The organism is Pseudomonas sp. NIBRBAC000502773, from assembly GCF_006517195.1.
Taxonomy (GTDB): Bacteria; Pseudomonadota; Gammaproteobacteria; order Pseudomonadales; family Pseudomonadaceae; genus Aquipseudomonas; species Aquipseudomonas marginalis.
Map to the genome: position 1 here is coordinate 4,622,997 of NZ_CP041189.1, position 18,274 is coordinate 4,641,270.

18 protein-coding genes are annotated in these 18,274 nt (G+C 59.7%); 4 read left to right on the plus strand and 14 right to left on the minus strand.

All coding sequences use genetic code 11. From position 1 onward, the window contains the following. Positions 1 to 55: 55 nt before the first annotated feature. The 8 genes from NIBR502773_RS21265 to NIBR502773_RS21300 all read right to left on the minus strand — a co-directional run bounded on the left by NIBR502773_RS21265 (position 56) and on the right by NIBR502773_RS21300 (position 8,699). A complete protein-coding gene (locus tag NIBR502773_RS21265) occupies positions 56 to 790 on the minus strand; it encodes an amino acid ABC transporter ATP-binding protein (protein WP_027604602.1) in 735 nt (244 codons plus the stop codon). Then, positions 787 to 1,458, minus strand: a complete 672-nt coding sequence (locus NIBR502773_RS21270; RefSeq protein ID WP_027604601.1) for an amino acid ABC transporter permease — start codon at positions 1,456 to 1,458, stop codon at positions 787 to 789. The genes NIBR502773_RS21265 and NIBR502773_RS21270 overlap by 4 nt, the downstream gene beginning before the upstream one ends. After that, the gene (locus NIBR502773_RS21275; RefSeq protein ID WP_024073702.1) at positions 1,458 to 2,204 is read right to left on the minus strand and encodes an amino acid ABC transporter permease; all 747 of its coding nucleotides are present in this window, start codon (positions 2,202 to 2,204) and stop codon (positions 1,458 to 1,460) included. Before NIBR502773_RS21275 ends, NIBR502773_RS21270 begins: the two co-directional genes overlap by 1 nt. A gap of 194 nt (positions 2,205 to 2,398) precedes the next feature. Further along, positions 2,399 to 3,325 (minus strand): glutamate/aspartate ABC transporter substrate-binding protein, encoded by a 927-nt coding sequence (locus tag NIBR502773_RS21280; RefSeq protein ID WP_027604600.1) that lies wholly within the window; start codon positions 3,323 to 3,325, stop codon positions 2,399 to 2,401. A gap of 312 nt (positions 3,326 to 3,637) precedes the next feature. Beyond that, positions 3,638 to 5,176: a glycerol-3-phosphate dehydrogenase gene (glpD, locus tag NIBR502773_RS21285; RefSeq protein WP_027604599.1), complete on the minus strand. Its 1,539-nt coding sequence runs from the start codon at positions 5,174 to 5,176 to the stop codon at positions 3,638 to 3,640. Between the two features lie 235 nt (positions 5,177 to 5,411). Further along, positions 5,412 to 6,167 (minus strand): DeoR/GlpR family transcriptional regulator, encoded by a 756-nt coding sequence (locus NIBR502773_RS21290; protein WP_027604598.1) that lies wholly within the window; start codon positions 6,165 to 6,167, stop codon positions 5,412 to 5,414. A gap of 95 nt (positions 6,168 to 6,262) precedes the next feature. Beyond that, positions 6,263 to 7,768: a glycerol kinase GlpK gene (gene glpK, locus NIBR502773_RS21295; RefSeq protein ID WP_065926529.1), complete on the minus strand. Its 1,506-nt coding sequence runs from the start codon at positions 7,766 to 7,768 to the stop codon at positions 6,263 to 6,265. A gap of 76 nt (positions 7,769 to 7,844) precedes the next feature. Continuing rightward, entirely contained in the window at positions 7,845 to 8,699 is an 855-nt protein-coding gene (locus NIBR502773_RS21300; protein WP_027604596.1) for an MIP/aquaporin family protein, read from the minus strand. A 326-nt stretch (positions 8,700 to 9,025) separates the two neighbouring features. On the opposite strand from NIBR502773_RS21300, the gene ybaK reads away from it, so the two are divergent. Next, a complete protein-coding gene (gene ybaK / locus NIBR502773_RS21305) occupies positions 9,026 to 9,496 on the plus strand; it encodes a Cys-tRNA(Pro) deacylase (RefSeq protein WP_027604595.1) in 471 nt (156 codons plus the stop codon). A gap of 63 nt (positions 9,497 to 9,559) precedes the next feature. Here the strand turns inward: ybaK and NIBR502773_RS21310 are convergent, their stop codons facing one another. Further along, entirely contained in the window at positions 9,560 to 10,669 is a 1,110-nt protein-coding gene (locus NIBR502773_RS21310) for an ABC transporter ATP-binding protein (protein ID WP_065926527.1), read from the minus strand. After that, complete coding sequence (gene argF / locus NIBR502773_RS21315) at positions 10,666 to 11,586, minus strand: ornithine carbamoyltransferase (RefSeq protein WP_027604593.1); 921 nt, start codon at positions 11,584 to 11,586, stop codon at positions 10,666 to 10,668. The genes NIBR502773_RS21310 and argF overlap by 4 nt, the downstream gene beginning before the upstream one ends. A gap of 431 nt (positions 11,587 to 12,017) precedes the next feature. On the opposite strand from argF, the gene NIBR502773_RS21325 reads away from it, so the two are divergent. Together NIBR502773_RS21325 and grxD are read left to right on the plus strand one after the other, a co-directional pair. Continuing rightward, positions 12,018 to 14,126: a molybdopterin oxidoreductase family protein gene (locus NIBR502773_RS21325; RefSeq protein ID WP_141156879.1), complete on the plus strand. Its 2,109-nt coding sequence runs from the start codon at positions 12,018 to 12,020 to the stop codon at positions 14,124 to 14,126. An 86-nt stretch (positions 14,127 to 14,212) separates the two neighbouring features. Beyond that, positions 14,213 to 14,551 (plus strand): Grx4 family monothiol glutaredoxin, encoded by a 339-nt coding sequence (gene grxD, locus NIBR502773_RS21330; RefSeq protein ID WP_027604591.1) that lies wholly within the window; start codon positions 14,213 to 14,215, stop codon positions 14,549 to 14,551. A gap of 69 nt (positions 14,552 to 14,620) precedes the next feature. Here grxD and bfr read toward each other — a convergent pair whose 3' ends face one another. Continuing rightward, a complete protein-coding gene (gene bfr, locus NIBR502773_RS21335) occupies positions 14,621 to 15,091 on the minus strand; it encodes a bacterioferritin (protein ID WP_012722487.1) in 471 nt (156 codons plus the stop codon). A gap of 201 nt (positions 15,092 to 15,292) precedes the next feature. After that, on the minus strand, positions 15,293 to 15,511 hold the full coding sequence (locus tag NIBR502773_RS21340; protein ID WP_074844072.1) for a bacterioferritin-associated ferredoxin: 219 nt from the start codon (positions 15,509 to 15,511) through the stop codon (positions 15,293 to 15,295). Positions 15,512 to 15,755: 244 nt separating this feature from the next. Between NIBR502773_RS21340 and NIBR502773_RS21345 the strand changes: the two genes are divergently transcribed. Next, complete coding sequence (locus tag NIBR502773_RS21345; protein ID WP_003172097.1) at positions 15,756 to 16,358, plus strand: peroxiredoxin; 603 nt, start codon at positions 15,756 to 15,758, stop codon at positions 16,356 to 16,358. A 65-nt stretch (positions 16,359 to 16,423) separates the two neighbouring features. Here NIBR502773_RS21345 and rnt read toward each other — a convergent pair whose 3' ends face one another. Then, positions 16,424 to 17,098 carry a ribonuclease T gene (rnt, locus tag NIBR502773_RS21350; protein WP_027604590.1) on the minus strand — a complete coding sequence of 225 codons (675 nt, stop codon included), beginning with the start codon at positions 17,096 to 17,098 and terminating at the stop codon, positions 16,424 to 16,426. Continuing rightward, complete coding sequence (gene pyrC / locus NIBR502773_RS21355) at positions 17,095 to 18,141, minus strand: dihydroorotase (protein ID WP_027604589.1); 1,047 nt, start codon at positions 18,139 to 18,141, stop codon at positions 17,095 to 17,097. The genes rnt and pyrC overlap by 4 nt, the downstream gene beginning before the upstream one ends. Positions 18,142 to 18,274 lie beyond the last annotated feature (133 nt).

Genomic DNA, 18,274 nt, shown 5'->3' on the forward strand with positions numbered 1-18,274 from the left:
TGGGTCAACCAGTTGTGGCGAAGGGGGTGGCCCCTTCACCACTGCTGGGTGGTACTTAGTGCTGCAGGATTTTCTCAAGGAAGTGCTGCGCGCGCTCGGAGCGGGCGCTGATGTCGCCGAAGAACTCTTCCTTCGGGCAGTCTTCGATGATCTTGCCGGCGTCCATGAAGATCACGCGGTCGGCCACTTTGCGGGCAAAGCCCATTTCGTGGGTGACGCACATCATGGTCATGCCTTCCTGGGCCAGTTGCACCATCACGTCCAGTACTTCGTTGACCATTTCCGGGTCGAGGGCCGAGGTCGGTTCGTCGAACAGCATGACGATCGGGTCCATGGCCAGGGCGCGGGCGATCGCCACACGTTGCTGCTGGCCACCGGAAAGCTGGCCCGGGTGCTTGTGGGCGTGCGCCGACAGGCCGACGCGCTCAAGCAGTTGCAGGCCTTTCTTGGTGGCTTCTTCCTTGCTGCGGCCGAGTACCTTGATCTGTGCGATGGTCAGGTTTTCGGTGATGGTCAGGTGCGGGAACAGCTCGAAGTGCTGGAACACCATGCCCACGCGCGAACGCAGTTTCGGCAGGTTGGTCTTCGGGTCGGCAATGGACGTGCCGTCGACGATTATGTCGCCTTTCTGGAACGGTTCCAGCGCGTTGACGCACTTGATCAGGGTGGACTTGCCCGAGCCCGATGGCCCGCACACCACGATCACTTCGCCTTTTTTAACCTCGGTGCTGCAATCGGTCAGCACCTGGAAGTCGCCATACCACTTGTTGATGTTCTTGATCGAGATCATACGGCAAACCTTTTTTGCAGACGCTTGACCAGCAGCGAGGCGGAAAAGCTGATGATGAAGTAGACGACACCGGCGAAGATCAGGAACTCATTGGAGCGCCCGATGATGTCGCCGTTGGAACGGGCGGAGTTGAGGAAGTCCACCAGGCCCACGGTGTAGACCAGCGAGGTGTCCTGGAACAGGATGATCGACTGTTGCAGCAGCAACGGGGTCATCTTGCGGAACGCCTGGGGCAGGATGATCAGGCGCATGGTCTGGCCATAGGTCATGCCCATTGCCTGTGCCGCCGCCATCTGGCCCTTGGGGATCGACTGCACGCCGGCCCGCACGATCTCGCAGAAGTACGCCGCCTCGAACATCATGAACGCCACGACGCAGGAGGTGAACGCACCGATCGGCGTGTCTTCGCCGGTGATCCAACGCAACACGAACGGCACCGCCAGGTAGAACCAGGTGATCACCAGCAGCAGCGGGATCGAGCGGAAGTAGTTCACATAGGCGCCGGCCACCCGGGACAGCAGTTTGCTGGACGACAGGCGCATCAGTGCGAGGATCGTACCCAGCGCGATACCGCCGATCACGCCCATGACCATCAGCTTCAAGGTCATGACCATGCCGTTCCACAGGCCCGGGATGGCGGGGATGATGCCGCTGAAATCGAGTTCCATTATTTACCCCCCACGGAGATCAGGCCGGGCACGGCGACTTTCTTCTCGACCACGCGCATCAGCAGCATCAGGCTCATGTTCAGGGTGAAGTAGATCAGCGTGGCCAGGGTGAAGGCTTCAAACAGGTTGGCCGAGAACTCGGCGGTCTGTTTGGTTTGCGCCAGCAGTTCCATCAGGCCGATCAAGGACGCCACGGAGGAGTTCTTGAAGACGTTGAGGAATTCCGAGGTAAGCGGCGGAATGATGATCCGGTAGGCCTGGGGCAGCAGCACGTTCCAGTAGATCTGCGGCAACTTGAAGCCCATGGCACGTGCAGCGGCCTCTTGGCCACGTGGCAGCGCCTGGATACCGGTACGCACTTGCTCGCACACACGGGCAGCGGTGAACAGGCCCAGGCACACGACAACGCTCAGGTAGGCCGAGGTGGTCGGGTTGAGGTCCTGCTTGTACCAGTCCTGCAGGTTCTGCGGCAGCAGGTCGGGTATCAGGAAGTACCAGATGAACAGCTGCACCAGCAGCGGCACGTTACGAAACAGCTCCACGTAGCAGGTCGCGATGCCTGATACGAGGCGGTTTGGCACGGTGCGCATGACCCCCAGAATGGAGCCCAGCAGCAAGGCGATAATCCATGCCACGACAGCGATGGCGATGGTCCAGCCCAGGCCGGCGATGTACCAGTCGAGATAAGTCTCGCTGCCCACGCCGGTGGACTTGAAGAACACGCCCCAGTCCCAGTTGTAATTCATTAGGGTCTCCCCTCGAGATCGATCGATGTACAAGCACCCGCTTGGGGAAAGTCCATTCCCGCCCGGCGATGAACGCCAGGCACACGCGATCGGCTCGAAAACCGCCAGGTCGAGTGTTCCAAAGTATAGCCAGCAGGTAGTAACAGACGCCTGAGGGAGGGTAGGCTCCCTCAGACGATAAGGTTAGTCAGGAATCAGATTTTTACTTCAGGCGCCGGCTTGTCGGTCGGGTTCTTGATCAGTTCCTTAACCTTGTCGCTCATTGGGAAGTTCAGGTTCAGGTTTTTTGGTGGGATCGGGCTTTCGAACCACTTGGCGTAGATCTTGTTGATTTCGCCGGACTTGTACAGGCCAACAATGGCGTCATCCACCGCTTTCTTGAAGGCAGGGTCTTCTTTGCGAACCATGCACGCGTAGGCTTCGAAGGACTGTGGAGTACCGGTGATGACCCAGTCATCCGGCTTCTTGGCCTTGGCTTCTTCACCGGCCAGCAGGGCGTCGTCCATCATGAAGGCTACGGCACGGCCGCTTTCCAGCATCTGGAAGGACTCGCCATGGTCTTTGGCGGAGATGACGTTCATGCCCATCTGCTTGTCAGCGTTCATCGCCTTGATGATGCGCTCGGACGTGGTGCCGGCGGTGGTCACGACGTTCTTGCCTTTCAGGTCGGCGAAGTCGGCGTAGCTAGGCTTGCCTTCCTTATCTTTCTTGACCAGCAGACGAGTGCCGATTTCGAAGATGTTGGTGGTGAAGGCGACTTGCTGGGCGCGTTCGGCATTGTTGGTGGTGGAACCGCACTCGATGTCGACGGTGCCGTTCTGAACCAGCGGAATACGGGTCTGCGAGGTGACCAGGTTGTACTTGGCCTGCAGATCGGGTTTGTTCAGGTCTTTTTTCAGGGCTTCGACGATGGCCAACTGAATGTCGTGGGAGTAGCCCACAGGTTTGCCCGAACCATCCGCAATGTAGGAAAACGGAATGGAGCTGTCGCGGTGCCCGAGGGTGATGGTGCCGGAGTCGTTGATTTTCTTCAGTGTGCCGGTGAGTTCGGCGGCAAAAACTGGAGTGCTGATCAGAGCAGCAGCGATAGCTGCGCCCAGGATATGGGGAACGATGCGCATCAATACTTCCTCGACATTTGTTTTTTTTATGAAGCCGGCTAGACGGCTCTCTTGTACAGCGAATGCCCGTGACGGCTCCTGAAGCGTCCCAGGCAATCGTCTGGGAGTGTAGAGCATGAGTCGTGCCAGACCGGAAATAAAAGCTTAACAAGTTGATTTATATGAGGATTAATTTTGTATGACTACAAATATGTAACCGTTTGATCCGGTAAACCGAATAGGCTTGCCTGTGGCGTTCGGAAAACCGAATGCCTGGCGATACAAAAAAGCCCCTGGGCCTTACGGCGCAGGGGCTTTTGTGCGATGGGCCTGTCAGGCCGCTTCGATCTTGCTGCGGGTCTGCTCAACCTTGGACAGGTAGCGTTGCACGTTATCCTGTTCCTGTGGGGTGGTGAACAGGCCGAGTTTGGTCCGGCGCCACAGCACGTCCTGGGGCTGGGTTACCCATTCCTCGGCACACAGGTAGTCGACCTCGCGGGTGTACAGGCCGCCGCCCAAATGTTCACCCAGGTCAGCCAGCGATTGCACGCCTTCGAGCAGGCGCCAGGTGCGGCTGCCATAGGTGGTGGACCAGCGGCGCGCGATCTCGCTCGGCAACCAGTCGAATTTGCTGCCAATGGCCTCGGCCAGGGCTTCTGGGGTGGTCATGTCCTCGCCGCCGGGCAGGCTGGCGGTGGCGGTCCAGCTGGGACGCATCTGCGTGAAGTACGGGGCCAGTTGCGCCATCGCCGATTCGGCGAGCTTGCGGTAGGTGGTCAGCTTGCCGCCGAACACCGACAGGATCGGCGCCTCGCCCGTACCACCGGACAGCGACAGGGTGTAGTCACGGGTAATGGCCGACGGGTTGTCCGACTCGTCGTTGCACAGTGGGCGCACACCCGAGTAGGTGTGGACGATGTCGTCGCGGCTCAGCTGTTTCTTGAAGTGCGCGTTGACCACCTTGAGCATGTAGTCGGTTTCGCCTTCGGTGATCGCCACTTTCGCCGGGTCGCCGGTGTATTCGCGGTCGGTGGTGCCGATGATGGTCAGGTGGTTCAGATACGGAATGGTGAAGACGATGCGCTGGTCTTCGTTCTGCAGGATGTGCGCGTGGGCGCCTTCATACAGCTTCGGCACGATCAGGTGGCTGCCCTGGATCAGGCGGATACCGTAGGGCGAGTCCAGCTTCAGGTCGTCCTTGATGAACTTGGCGACCCACGGGCCGGCGGCGTTCACCAGGGCGCGGGCACGGATCGAGAACAGGCTGCCATCGGCGCGTTCCATGTTCATGTCCCACATGCCATTGCTGCGATGGGCACTGATGCAGCGGGTCTGGGTATGGATATGCGCACCTTTTTCACGGGCGGCCATGGCGTTTAGGACGACCAGGCGGGCGTCGTCGACCCAGCAGTCGGAGTATTCGAAGCCTTTGGTGATTTCGCTTTTCAGCGGGCTGTCAGGGCCGAACTTGAGGCTCTTGGAGCCGGCGAGTTTCTCGCGCTTGCCCAGGTGGTCATAGAGGAACAGGCCGGCACGAATCATCCACGCCGGGCGCAGGTGGGGGCGGTGTGGCAGGACGAAGCGCATTTGCTTGACGATGTGCGGGGCCTTGGCCAGCAGCACTTCACGTTCAGCCAGGGCTTCGCGTACCAGGCGGAATTCGTAATGTTCGAGGTAGCGCAGGCCGCCGTGGATCAGCTTGCTGCTGGCGGAGGAGGTGTGGCTGGCCAGGTCGTCCTTTTCGCAAAGGAATACCGACAAACCGCGACCGGCTGCGTCTGCTGCAATGCCGACGCCGTTGATCCCGCCACCGATTACGGCAACGTCATAGACTTCGGCAAGCGGTGGAGCAGGCAAGGTAGAAGGGTTCATCGACTGGCCTCGGGAGCTTTTTCGTATTTGAATTCGAACATTAATGTTCATTTGCGAAAATGGTAGCTGATAAACGTGGGCACAGCCAGTCGACTTCGATTGAAAAAACTCATCGAAGGGCGGGAAAAGGAAAATTTGTGAACATGAAACCGAGGCAGGCTTAAGAAATGGCCTGTCAGATAGATCGCCATCGGGGGCAAGTCGAATCGTCGCCCCGATGGCGTCAGTGCAGGCGCTATACGACTTCCAGGCGAACCTTATGCTGGTTCAACAACTGCACCAAGGCCGGCACCGGCTCCTGATCCGTCACCAGGCAGTCCACCAGGCTGATCGGCCCCAGTCGAATCATGGCATTGCGTCCGAATTTGCTGGAGTCCGCCGCCAGGATCACCTGGCGTGCATTGGCGATGATCGCCTGGGAAACCCGCACTTCCTGGTAGTCGAAGTCCAGCAGGCTGCCGTCCTCGTCAATGCCGCTGATACCCACCAATGCGAAGTCGACCTTGAACTGGTTGATGAAGTCGACACTGGCCTGACCCACCACGCCGCCGTCACGGCGCACATTGCCACCGGTCAGCAACACATCGAAGTCGTCCTTGGCGCTGAGCATGGTGGCGACGTTGAGGTTGTTGGTGATGATTTTCAGGTGGTTGTGGTTGAGCAGCGCACGGGCAATGGATTCGGTGGTGGTGCCGATATTGATGAACAGCGAGGCGTGATCGGGAATTTGTGCCGCGATGGCTTCGCCGATGCGTTGTTTCTCATCGCGCATCTGGTCGGCCCGCATGGCATACGCGGTGTTCTCGACACTGGAGTCATAGGCCGCGCCGCCGTGGTAGCGGCGCAGCAGATTGGCGTCCGCCAGCTGGTTGATGTCGCGGCGGATGGTTTGCGGGGTGACAACGAATAGCTGCGCCATTTCCTCGATACTGACGTAGCCGCGTTCGCGGACCAGTTCGAGGATTTGCTGCTGGCGGGGAGGCAGATTCATGGGGCGTCCTTTGGGCTGCCATACAAAAGTGGCCCATGATGACGCAGGAATCTGCTCCCTGCCAGTTGCAACCCGATATAGGGCTGGCGCTTGGCTTATTCGGCGCCTTCGTGGGGCTCCCAGTCACGGGTGCGGCTCACCGCTTTTTGCCAGCCGGCGTAGAGTTTCTCCTTGGCGGCTTCTTCCAGTTGCGGTTCGAATTCGCGCTCGATCACGGCCTTGCCGCGCAGCTCGTCGAGGCTGCCCCAGAAGCCACAGGCCAGGCCTGCCAGGTAGGCGGCGCCGAGTGCAGTGGTTTCGCGCATTTGCGGGCGCTCGACCTGGGTGCCGAGGATGTCGGCCTGGAATTGCATCAGGAAGTTGTTGGCCACCGCACCGCCGTCCACACGCAGGGCCTTGAGGCGTTCGCCCGAGTCCTGTTGCATGGCGTCGAGCACGTCGCGGGTCTGGTAGGCAATCGACTCCAGGGCGGCACGAATAATGTGATCCACGCGTACGCCGCGGGTCAGGCCAAACAGTGCGCCACGGGCATACGGGTCCCAGTACGGGGCGCCCAGGCCGGTGAAGGCCGGGACCAGGTACACGCCATTGCTGTCCTTGACCTTGCCGGCGAAGTATTCGGTGTCGGTGGCATCGGCGATGATTTTCAGCTCGTCACGCAGCCATTGCACAGTGGAGCCGCCGTTGAACACCGCGCCTTCCAGCGCATAGGCCACTTCGCCACGGGGACCGCAGGCGATGGTGGTGAGCATGCCGTGCTTGGACTTGACCGCTTTGTCGCCGGTATTCATCAGCAGGAAGCAGCCGGTGCCGTAGGTGTTCTTGGCCTGGCCGGCCTCCACGCACATCTGGCCGAACAGTGCCGCTTGCTGGTCACCGGCGATACCGCCGATGGCGATGCCGCTTTTGGTGCGGCCGTAGATCTCGGAGGAAGACTTCACTTCCGGCAGCATTTCCCGCGGAACGTCGAGGATCTCCAGCATCTTCGCATCCCACTCCAGGGTGTGGATGTTGAAGAGCATGGTGCGCGAGGCGTTGGTGTAGTCGGTGACGTGGGTTTTGCCGCCGGTAAATTTCCAGATCAACCAGCTGTCGATGGTGCCGAACAGCAACTCGCCGTTGCGCGCACGCTCGCGGCTGCCTTCGACGTTATCGAGGATCCACTTGAGCTTGGTACCGGAGAAGTACGGGTCGGTGACCAGGCCGGTGGTGTCGTTGATGTATTGCTCGTGGCCGTCGCGCTTGAGCTGCTGGCAGATCTCGGTGCTGCGGCGGCACTGCCAGACGATGGCGTTGTAGATCGGGCGGCCGGTGACTTTGTCCCAGACCACGGTGGTTTCACGCTGGTTGGTGATGCCGATGGCGGCGACCTGGTCATGGTGCAGGCCGGCTTGTGCCAGGGCCTCGACCATCACCGCGCTCTGGGTGGCGAAGATTTCCATCGGGTCATGTTCGACCCAGCCGGCTTGCGGGTAGTGCTGGGTGAATTCACGTTGGGCGGTGCAGACCACGTTGGCGTCGCGATCGAAGATGATCGCCCGGGAACTGGTGGTGCCCTGATCAAGGGCAATGATGTAGTTCTTATTCTCGATATCGGTCATGTCAATTGCCTTGGACGAAATAAGGAAGTCAGAAATCAGCCGGGGCCGCGAAGGGCAGAGGACCAGGCTGGCGCTTTCAGGAAATACGAGTCTTGCCGTTGACAGCCGTGTCAGTTGTTTCCGCTATAGCAGGTGCGGCGCTCGGCAAGTGGCGAGCAATCAGCCCGCGATAGGCCGCAGCACCGAGGCATGCGCCGACAATCGGCGCGAAAATCGGAACCAGGAAGTAAGGAATATCGCGGCCGCCAGTAAAGGCCATTTCACCCCAGCCAGCGAAAAAGGTCATCAGCTTGGGCCCGAAATCCCGCGCCGGGTTCATCGCAAAGCCGGTCAGCGGGCCCATGGCACTGCCGATGACCGCAATCAGCAGGCCGATCAACAGTGGCGCCAGCGGGCCGCGCGGCAGGCCGTTGTTGTCATCGGTGAGGGCCATGATCACGCCCATCAGGATCGCGGTAATGACCATTTCCACCAGGAAGGCCTGCGCCGTGCTCAGCAGTGCATGGGGGTAGGTGGAGAACACCGAGGCCAATTCCAGGCTGGCCTGGGTGCCGCGCACCAGATGGTGGGTTTGTTCGTAATCGAAAAAGAGATTGCTATAGAGCGTGTACACCAACGCCGCCGAGCAGAAGGCACCGGCGATTTGGGCCAAGATGTAGAACGGCAGTTTGCGCTTGTCGAAGTCGGCAAAAATACACAGGGCGATACTGACTGCCGGATTGAGGTGAGCCCCGGAAATACCGGCGCTCAGGTAGATCGCCATGCTGACGCCGATCCCCCAGATGATGCTGATTTCCCACAACCCGAAGCTGGCACCCGCGACCTTGAGCGCAGCAACGCAGCCTGTACCGAAGAAGATCAGAAGCGCAGTCCCCAGGAACTCGGCCATGCATTGGCTCGAAAGTGAAGGCTGTTGAAGAGCAGTTGTCATGGAAAACCTCGATTGTTGTTCTTGTCTGGCGCACTGCCTCAACGGACGGTTGCGCGATTTTCACCGTGACGAGGATCCCCATCCAAGGCACGGCTTACTGCTGGAACGCTGCAGGTGTATTCCTACAGTATTCGTAAACGAAAAAATATAGACAAGAATGACGGCTGTCAAAGGTCGAAAGTGAACTGTCGGTCACTTTCCAACTATTGGTTTGATGAATGATCACGCTCGCGACGTTAAGTGTTGTGGATGGGGAGGGCGGACTAGAGCGTTTTATGCGGGCTTGGCCTAGAATTGGCCGTCTGTTTGCCACGCTCGGAGAGGTCATGACCCCCGCATTGGATTTGTTGAAAAAAGTTCGCGCCGAACATCGCATCCACAGTTATGAACACGATCCCAAGGCCGCCTCTTATGGCCTGGAGGCCGCAGAAAAATTGGGCCTCGACCCGGCGCAGGTGTTCAAGACCTTGTTGGCCAGCAGTGAAAAAGGCGAATTATTGGTGGCTGTGGTGCCGGTCGTCGGAAGTCTGGACCTCAAAGCCCTGGCTCATGCGGCGGGTGTGAAAAAAGTCGAAATGGCTGATCCGGCAGCGGCGCAGCGCTCCACCGGTTACCTGCTGGGAGGCATCAGCCCACTGGGGCAGAAAAAGCGGCTGCGCACATTTATTGATGTAACGGCACAGCCGTTTGCGACAATTTTTGTGAGTGCGGGGAGAAGGGGACTGGAAGTGGAGTTGTCCGCCGCAGTGCTGGCGGAACATACCCAGGCCAAATTCGCAGAAATTGGCCGGGCGTAGTCCCGGTATCCTGGATAACCAATGTGGGAGGAGGCTTGCCCCTCCCACACGTTGATCATTGACTCAGCCAGCCGGGCTGTAGCGTCGTACGCCGGATTCGGCGTGAGGAACCTGCGCCGCGACGCTGCCTGAGGCCTGGAACAGCACCAGATGCTCAGCGGCCACGCGAATGCCCACTTGCGCGCCCACCTGATGGTCGGCATGGCTGGGGAAAATCGACTCCAACTGCGCACCGGTCGGCAGTTGCAGGCGGTACAGGGTCGATGCGCCGAGGAAGGTCTTGCCGACGATCCGAGCTTTCAAGGCACTGTCCGGCGCGTAGACGATGTCGTCCGGGCGCAGCAAGACGTCCACGGCACCCCCCGTAGGCCAGGTGTAGGCGCGGTTTCCGCGCAGGTCGCCCAGTTCGGTGTGGACGGACTCGGGCGAACTCAACTGGCCACGAATGAAATAACCCTGGCCGATAAAGCTGGCGACATACGGCGTCAGGGGTTCGTGATAGAGGTTGTAGGGGGTATCCCACTGCTCCAGGCGGCCTTCCTTGAACACCCCGACATGATCACTCACGGCGAATGCCTCTTCCTGGTCATGGGTGACCAGGATCGCACTGGTGCCCCGTGCCTTGAGAATGTCTCGTACCTCGTGGCTGAGCTTGCGCCGCAGTTCGCCGTCGAGGTTGGAGAACGGTTCGTCCAGCAGCAACAGCTGCGGCTCCGGTGCCAGGGCGCGGGCGAGGGCGACGCGTTGTTGCTGGCCGCCCGACAGTTCGTGGGGGAAACGCTTGCCCAGGTTCTTGAGGTTGACCAGCTCCAGCAGTTCGGCGACCACACGGTCTTTTTGCGGGTGCTTGCGAATGCCGAAGGCGATGTTGTCGGCCACGCTGAGGTGGGGAAACAGCGCGTAGTCCTGGAACACCATGCCGATACGACGTTTCTCCGGCGCCAGGGTAAAACCGGCGCTGGAGATCACTTCGCCCGCCAGGCTGATTTCGCCTTCATGCACCGGCTCAAACCCGGCAATCGCGCGCAAGGTCGTGGTTTTGCCACAGCCCGAAGAACCCAGCAGGCAGCCGATATCGCCCGCGTTGAGGTGCAGATTGAGGTTCTGCACCACCCGTTGATCCTGGTAACCGCATGCCAGATTGCGCAAGTTCAGCAGTAATGGCTGGCTCATGCGTGGTGGTACGCCGGTTCGACGAGGAATTCGAGCAGGGCTTTTTGCGCGTGCAGGCGGTTCTCTGCCTGGTCCCAGGCCACGGAGCGTGGGTCATCGAGCAGGTCGAGGCTGATTTCCTCACCCCGGTGGGCGGGCAGGCAGTGCATGAACAGCACGTCCGGCGCGGCCATGTCGAGCAGGGCGCGGGTCACCTGGAAGGGCGCGAACAGGGCCAGGCGCTTGGCGGTTTCGTCTTCCTGGCCCATGGAGGTCCAGACGTCGGTGCTGACCAGGTGGGCGCCGATCGCTGCATCCTTTGGATCGCGCAGGATCTGCACACGGCCATCGGCCTTGGCCAGGAACTCGGCGGCCGGTTCGAAGCCTTCCGGACAGGCGATGCGCAGGTGGAAGTCGAACTGAATCGCCGCTTCTATATAGCTGTTGCACATGTTGTTGCCGTCACCGATCCAGGCCACAGTCTTGCCCTGGATCGAGCCACGGTGCTCAAGGAAGGTCTGCATATCGGCCAGCAATTGGCACGGGTGCAGGTCATCGGACAGGCCGTTGATTACCGGCACGCGCGAGTTGGCGGCGAATTCGGTCAGGGTGCTGTGGGCGAAGGTACGGATCATCACCGCATCGAGCATGCGCGACATGACGATCGCGCAGTCGCTGATCGGCTCGCCACGGCCCAGTTGGGTGTCACGCGGCGACAGGAAGATGGCCTGGCCACCCAGCTGGATCATGCCGGCTTCGAACGACAGGCGAGTGCGGGTCGACGACTTCTCGAAAATCATCCCGAGCACGCGGTTTTTCAAAGGCTCGAACAGTACGCCGCGGTTACGCAGGTCTTTAAGCTCAATGCCTCGACGGATCACGCTGACCAGCTCTTCGGGCGTGCAATCCATCAGGGAGAGAAAGTGCCTTGCGCTCATCATTAACTACCTTTTTGCAACAGACCGCAGATACTCAAAGCCTTGTTTATTGTGACAACGGGCGAGACCTGCGGCGAAAGCCGCACGGGGCGACGAAATAGGGGAAGGCGCGATATTGACATTAAATGTCGCGTCTTACCAATAGGGCTACGTTTTTAGGGGTGTTCAAGAAGGGCGCGAGAGCGCTTTTGAAGACGATTTCCTGACAGCAGCGGGCCATTTGTACACTGACGCCATCACCTTTTGCAATGCGCGGGGGCGGGCCTGGATCAGGCTGCGTCGGTTTCAGAGGTTGATGACAGGTTCTGTAACATTTGCTCATGTTTGCGCATGGCCTGGCCTGATGGCTATCGATTCACAGGACGAACGATGCTGGCGCCTGTCATGGTCACGGCCCATAGTCAGGCCAAAGCCCAATAAAGAGACTGGCCATGACCAAGACTCTCCACCACCGTGCCTGCCACCTGTGTGAAGCCATCTGTGGCCTGACCCTGGAAACCACCCAAGCCGAAGACGGCAGCCTGGCGATCACCTCGATCAAGGGCGACGCACTGGACAGCTTTAGTCGCGGCCATATCTGCCCGAAGGCCGTGGCGTTGCAGGACATCCAGAATGATCCTGACCGTCTGCACCAGCCCATGTTGCGGGTGGGCAGCGAATGGCAGCCAATCCCTTGGGATGAGGCGTTTGCCCTGGTCGCCGAGCGGCTGGCGGGCATCCAGGCGCGGCATGGGCAGCATGCGGTGGCGGTGTATCAGGGCAACCCCAGCGTGCACAACTATGGGCTGATGACCCACAGCAACTACTTCCTCGGCCAGCTCAAGACGCGCAACCGATTTTCTGCCACCTCCGTAGACCAGTTGCCCCATCACCTCACCAGCCACCTGATGTACGGCCACGGCCTGTTGCTGCCGATTCCGGACATTGACCACACCGACTTCATGCTGATCCTGGGCGGCAACCCGCTGGCCTCCAACGGCAGCATCATGACCGTGCCTGATGTGGAGAAGCGTCTCAAGGGTATCCAGGCCCGGGGCGGCAAGGTGGTGGTGGTCGATCCTCGGCGCAGTGAGACGGCGGCGATCGCTGATCAGCATCTGTTCGTGCGGCCTGGCGGGGATGCGGCGTTGCTGTTCGGGGTACTCAACACACTGTTCACCGAGAACCTGACGCGTGACAGTCATTTGCCGGTAGAGGGCCTTGAGGATGTGCGCCGTGTGATCCTCGGCTTTACCGCCGAAGCCATGAGCCGCCAGTGTGCCGTACCCGCCGGGCAGATTCGCCAGTTGGCACGGGATTTCGCTGCTGCGGATAGAGCTGTTTGCTACGGGCGCATGGGGGTGTCGACCCAGGCGTTCGGTACGCTGTGTCATTGGCTGGTGCAGTTGATCAACCTGGTCACTGGCAACCTCGACCGCGAGGGCGGTGCGTTATGCACCAGTCCGGCGGTGGACTTGGTCGCGTCCACCGGTGGCGGGCATTTCAATCGCTGGCAGAGTCGCGTGTCCGGGCGCCCGGAGTACGGGGGCGAGTTGCCGGTGTCTGCATTGGCCGAAGAAATGCTCACCGGCGGCGAAGGGCAGGTCCGCGCGCTGGTGACGGTGGCGGGCAACCCGGTGCTGTCGACCCCCAATGGCCGCCAGTTGGAGCAGGCGCTGGACGGCTTGGAGTTCATGGTCAGCATCGACCTCTATATCAACGAGACCACGCGTTATGCCGATCTGATCCTGCCGTCCACTTCGGCGCTGGAGAACGACCACTACGACACCACGTTCAACATGTTCGCTGTGCGCAATGTTACCCGTTTCAATCGCGCGATCCTGCCCAAGCCCGAGGGGGCTTTGCATGACTGGGAGATCTTTGTCGGCCTGGCCACGGCATTCGCTGCGCACACCGGTAGGGCGCTCAAGCCCACCATGCCGCCTGCGCAAATGATCGACTTCGGCCTGCGCGCCGGCGCTTATGGCGATGCGTCGAGCCATCAGTTGTCGGTGGCGAAGCTGGCGGATCATCCCCATGGCATGGACCTGGGGCCGCTCCAGCCAAATCTCGCAGCGCGGTTGAAAACCGTGGATGGCAAGGTTCAGGCGGCACCGGCAGTGATTCTGGCGGATCTGGCGCGCTTTGCGGCGCAGCCGATGCCTGTGGCTGACGAGTTGCTGCTGATCGGCCGTCGCCATGTGCGCAGTAATAATTCCTGGATGCATAACTATCACCGGCTGGTGAAGGGCAAGCCTCGGCACCAGTTGCATATGCATCCCGACGACCTGGCCAGTCGCCAGTTGGCAGATGGGCAGCGGGTGCGCGTCAGTTCACGTATCGGCATGATCGAGGTGGAGGTGGTCGCCAGCCTCGACATGATGCCCGGCGTGGTCAGCCTGCCCCATGGTTGGGGTCACGCCCGTCCGGGGGTGCAGATGAGCATCGCCAGCGGGCAACCGGGGGCGAGCGCGAATGACTTGACCGACGAGCGGCAATTGGATGAGTTATCGGGCAATGCGGCATTGAATGGCGTACCGGTCCAAGTCGCTGCCGCATAAGGAGCCCGAGCACCGCGTTGGAATTTTGCGTTACAATGCGCCACCGTGCCGACCTGTGAGTCGCAAAGTTCCAGCCGAGGTGTTCCATGGATATCATCGAAACGATCAAAGAGCAGATTGCCAACAACACCATTCTGCTTTACATGAAGGGCGCACCTAACGCTCCTCAGTGCGGTTTCTCCGCGAAGGCTTCCCAGGCTGTAATGCAGTGTGGCGAGAAGTTCGCTTACGTGGATATCCTGCAAAACCCGGAAATCCGCGCCAACCTGCCGAAGTACGCCAACTGGCCTACCTTCCCGCAACTGTGGGTAGCCGGCGAGCTGGTCGGCGGTAGCGATATCATCACCGAAATGGCGGCTGATGGTTCGTTGCAGGCGTTGATCAAAGATGCAGCGGCAAACGCGGCGGCCAAGACCGACGCTTGATTCGCCTGCAATAAAAAGCCCCGCTTCTCGTGAGAGAGCGGGGCTTTTTTGTACCTGTGGGCGCCGGGGTTATTCACCCATCTGCGATTGCAGGTAGTTTTCCAGGCTGACTTTATCGATCAGGCCCAGTTGGGTTTCCAGCCAGTCGATATGTTCTTCCTGGTCTTCGAGGATATCTTCCAGCAGCTCACGGCTGCCGAAGTCGCCCTTGGTCTCGCAATGTGCGATGGCGGCCTTGAGGTCGCTGTGGCTCTTGCGTTCAAAGCCCAGGTCGCTGCTGATCATTTCCTGGGTGTGCTCGCCGATGTTCAGCTTGCCCAGGTCCTGTACGTTCGGCAGGCCTTCGAGGAACAGGATGCGCTTGATCAGCGCGTCGGCGTCCTTCATGGCCTTGATGGATTCTTTGTATTCACGCTTGCCGAGTTTTTCCAGGCCCCAATCGTCGTACATGCGCGCATGCAGGAAGTACTGATTGATCGCGACCAGTTCATTGGCAAGGATTTTGTTGAGTTGCTGGATGACTGAGATGTCGCCTTTCATGACTGGGGGCCTGCCCTGTAGTAGCTGTGTATAAGGCGGAGTTTGAGCGGCGAAAACCCTAGTGTCAAACCTAAGTTATTGAATAATAAATGAAAATTAATCGGAATAAGAATGTTTGTGTTCCGCGTCTTAGCGCTAACTAATTGAATTACAGGCATAAAAAAACCGGACACTCGGTCCGGTTCTTCAAAACACGCCTATTTAAGCGTGTGTAAATTCTGCTGAGTAGGGAACAGCGGCCTGGGCTGTTTGCAGCTGCGTCAGGGTTTCCCGTACCACTTGCTTGGCGAGGCAAGCACATTTACCACATTGACTGGCAACGCCGGTGGTTTCACGCACTTCCTTGTAGCTGCAGCAACCTTCATAGATTGCTTCGCGGATTTGTCCGTCGGTGACGCCGGTACACAGGCACACATACATAAGGGAGAACCGTCGCGGGTTTAAGGCTTAAGTGCGATGGATCTTAATGTTAACGAGAATGATTGTCAAAGTAGATTCGTAGGGTATTCGCCTGCACCGCCCTCACGCTGACGAACGGTTTTTTCAGTGTATGATGGTCGGTCTTCACGAAGCGTGACTGCGTCACAGGGCTGTCGCTTGAATGCGGCAGACTCAAGGCCGGTCCTTTTACTTCAATCGTCACCCTTACATCAGGAGATACCCAATGAGCGTACTCGTCGGCAAACAAGCCCCGGATTTCGACGTACCTGCCGTGCTCGGCAATGGCGAAATCGTTGACAGCTTCAAACTGTCTGAAGCCATCAAAGGCAAATACGGCCTGGTGTTCTTCTACCCGCTGGACTTCACCTTCGTCTGCCCTTCGGAGCTGATCGCTCTGGACCACCGCATGGACGATTTCAAGGCACGTAACGTTGAAGTGGTTGCCGTTTCCATCGACTCCCATTTCACCCACAACGCCTGGCGTAACACGGCCATCAACGATGGCGGCATCGGCAAAGTCAAATACACCATGGCTGCCGACATGAAGCACGACATCGCCAAGGCCTATGACGTTGAATCCGAAGGCGGCGTGGCGTTCCGTGGCGCGTTCCTGATCGATGACAAGGGCGTTGTGCGCTCCCAGATCATCAACGACCTGCCGCTGGGCCGTAACATGGAAGAGCTGATCCGCCTGGTCGACGCCCTGCAATTCCACGAAGAGCACGGCGAAGTCTGCCCTGCCAACTGGAAAAAAGGCGACAAAGGCATGAACGCTTCGCCAGAAGGCGTTGCGGCTTACCTGACCGAGAACGCTGGCAAGCTGTAAGCCGGATTCGCGGGACAAAAAAACCGGTCTGAGAAGGCCGGTTTTTTTGTGCGCGGGATTTGACCTCAGTCGCCGAAGTCTTCCCAGCCGCCCATCTGCTTCCAGCGGTTGACGATGCCGCAGAACAGTTCGGCGGTCTTCTCGGTGTCGTAGCGGGCCGAGTGGGCTTCGCGACCGTCGAAGTCGATGCCGGCCGCCTGGCAGGCCTTGGCCAATACGGTCTGGCCATAGGCCAGGCCAGCGAGGGTGGCGGTGTCGAAACTGGAGAACGGGTGGAACGGATTGCGCTTCATGTCCAGCCGCGTCACGGCGGCGTTGAGGAAACCCAGGTCGAAGCTGCTGTTATGCCCGACCAGGATCGCGCGCTTGCAGCCATTGGCCTTCAAGGCCTTGCGCACGCCACGGAAGATATCGGTGAGTGCCGCTTCTTCGCTGACGGCCATGCGCAGAGGGTGATCGAGCTTGATCCCGGTGAACTCCAGGGCTGCCGCTTCGATATTGGCACCTTCAAACGGCTCGACGCGGAAGAAGTGGGTGTGCTCCGGATACACAAAGCCCTGTTCGTCCATGCCGATAGTCGTTGCGGCGATTTCCAGCAGTGCATCGGTGGCGCAATTGAAGCCGCCGGTTTCTACGTCGACAACGACAGGCAGGTAGCCGCGGAAACGTTCGGCCATCGGGTGGCGCGAACCACCACCGCCACCGTGTTCCTGGTCGTCATCGTAATGGTCTTCACTCACTTGCTTTCCTCCAGCAGGCGCCAGCGCAGTGTTTCACCGGCGCGCAGCGGGATAACGGTCAGCTCGCCAAATGGCAGGCTGGCAGGGGCGGTCCAGTCTTCACGGACCAGGGTGATACGGTCGGTATTCGCCGGCAGGCCATAGAATCGCGGGCCATTGAGGCTGGCGAAACCTTCGAGTTTATCCAGGGCGTTGCGCTGTTCGAACGCTTCGGCATACAGCTCGATGGCGGCAAACGCGGTGTAGCAACCGGCACAACCGCAGGCGGCTTCCTTGGCGTGCTGGGCGTGGGGCGCAGAGTCGGTGCCGAGGAAGAACTTCGGATTACCGCTGGTCGCGGCATCCAGCAAGGCCACCTGGTGGGTATTGCGCTTGAGGATCGGCAGGCAATAGAAGTGCGGCCGAATCCCGCCCACCAACATGTGGTTGCGGTTGTACAGCAGGTGATGGGCGGTGATGGTTGCGCCGACGTTGGCCGAGGCCTCGGTGACGAACTGCACGGCATCGGCCGTGGTGATGTGCTCGAACACCACCTTGAGGGTCGGAAACAGCTCGACCACGCGGCGCATGTGCTCGTCGATGAAGATTTTCTCGCGATCGAACACATCCACGTCGCCACGGGTGACTTCACCGTGGATCAGCAGCGGCATGCCGACTTCGGCCATGGCTTCGATGGCCGGCAGGATCTTGTCGATACTGGTCACGCCGGAATCGGAGTTGGTGGTCGCGCCGGCCGGGTACAGCTTGGCGGCGTGCACGAAACCGCTGGCCTTGGCCTGGCGAATTTCTTCGGGCTGGGTGCGGTCGGTGAGGTAGAGCACCATCAACGGTTCGAAGCGGCTGCCGGCCGGCCGTGCAGCGAGGATGCGCTGGCGATAGGCGTCGGCTTCGGCGGCGTTACGCACCGGTGGTACCAGGTTAGGCATGATGATGGCGCGGCCAAACGTACGCGCTACATCGGCCACGGTTTGGGGCAACGCAGCACCATCGCGAAGATGAATATGCCAGTCGTCGGGACGCAGCAGGGTCAGGCGGTCGGACATTGGGGATTCCAGGCGGGTCAATCTGGTGGGAATGCTACCGGAAAAGACTCTTGCAGGCACTCGCTATCAAGTTTTGCAGGATGCATCCGATAGCCTTTCGTATGCCTTATCGATGTATGACGCTTTGAAGTGT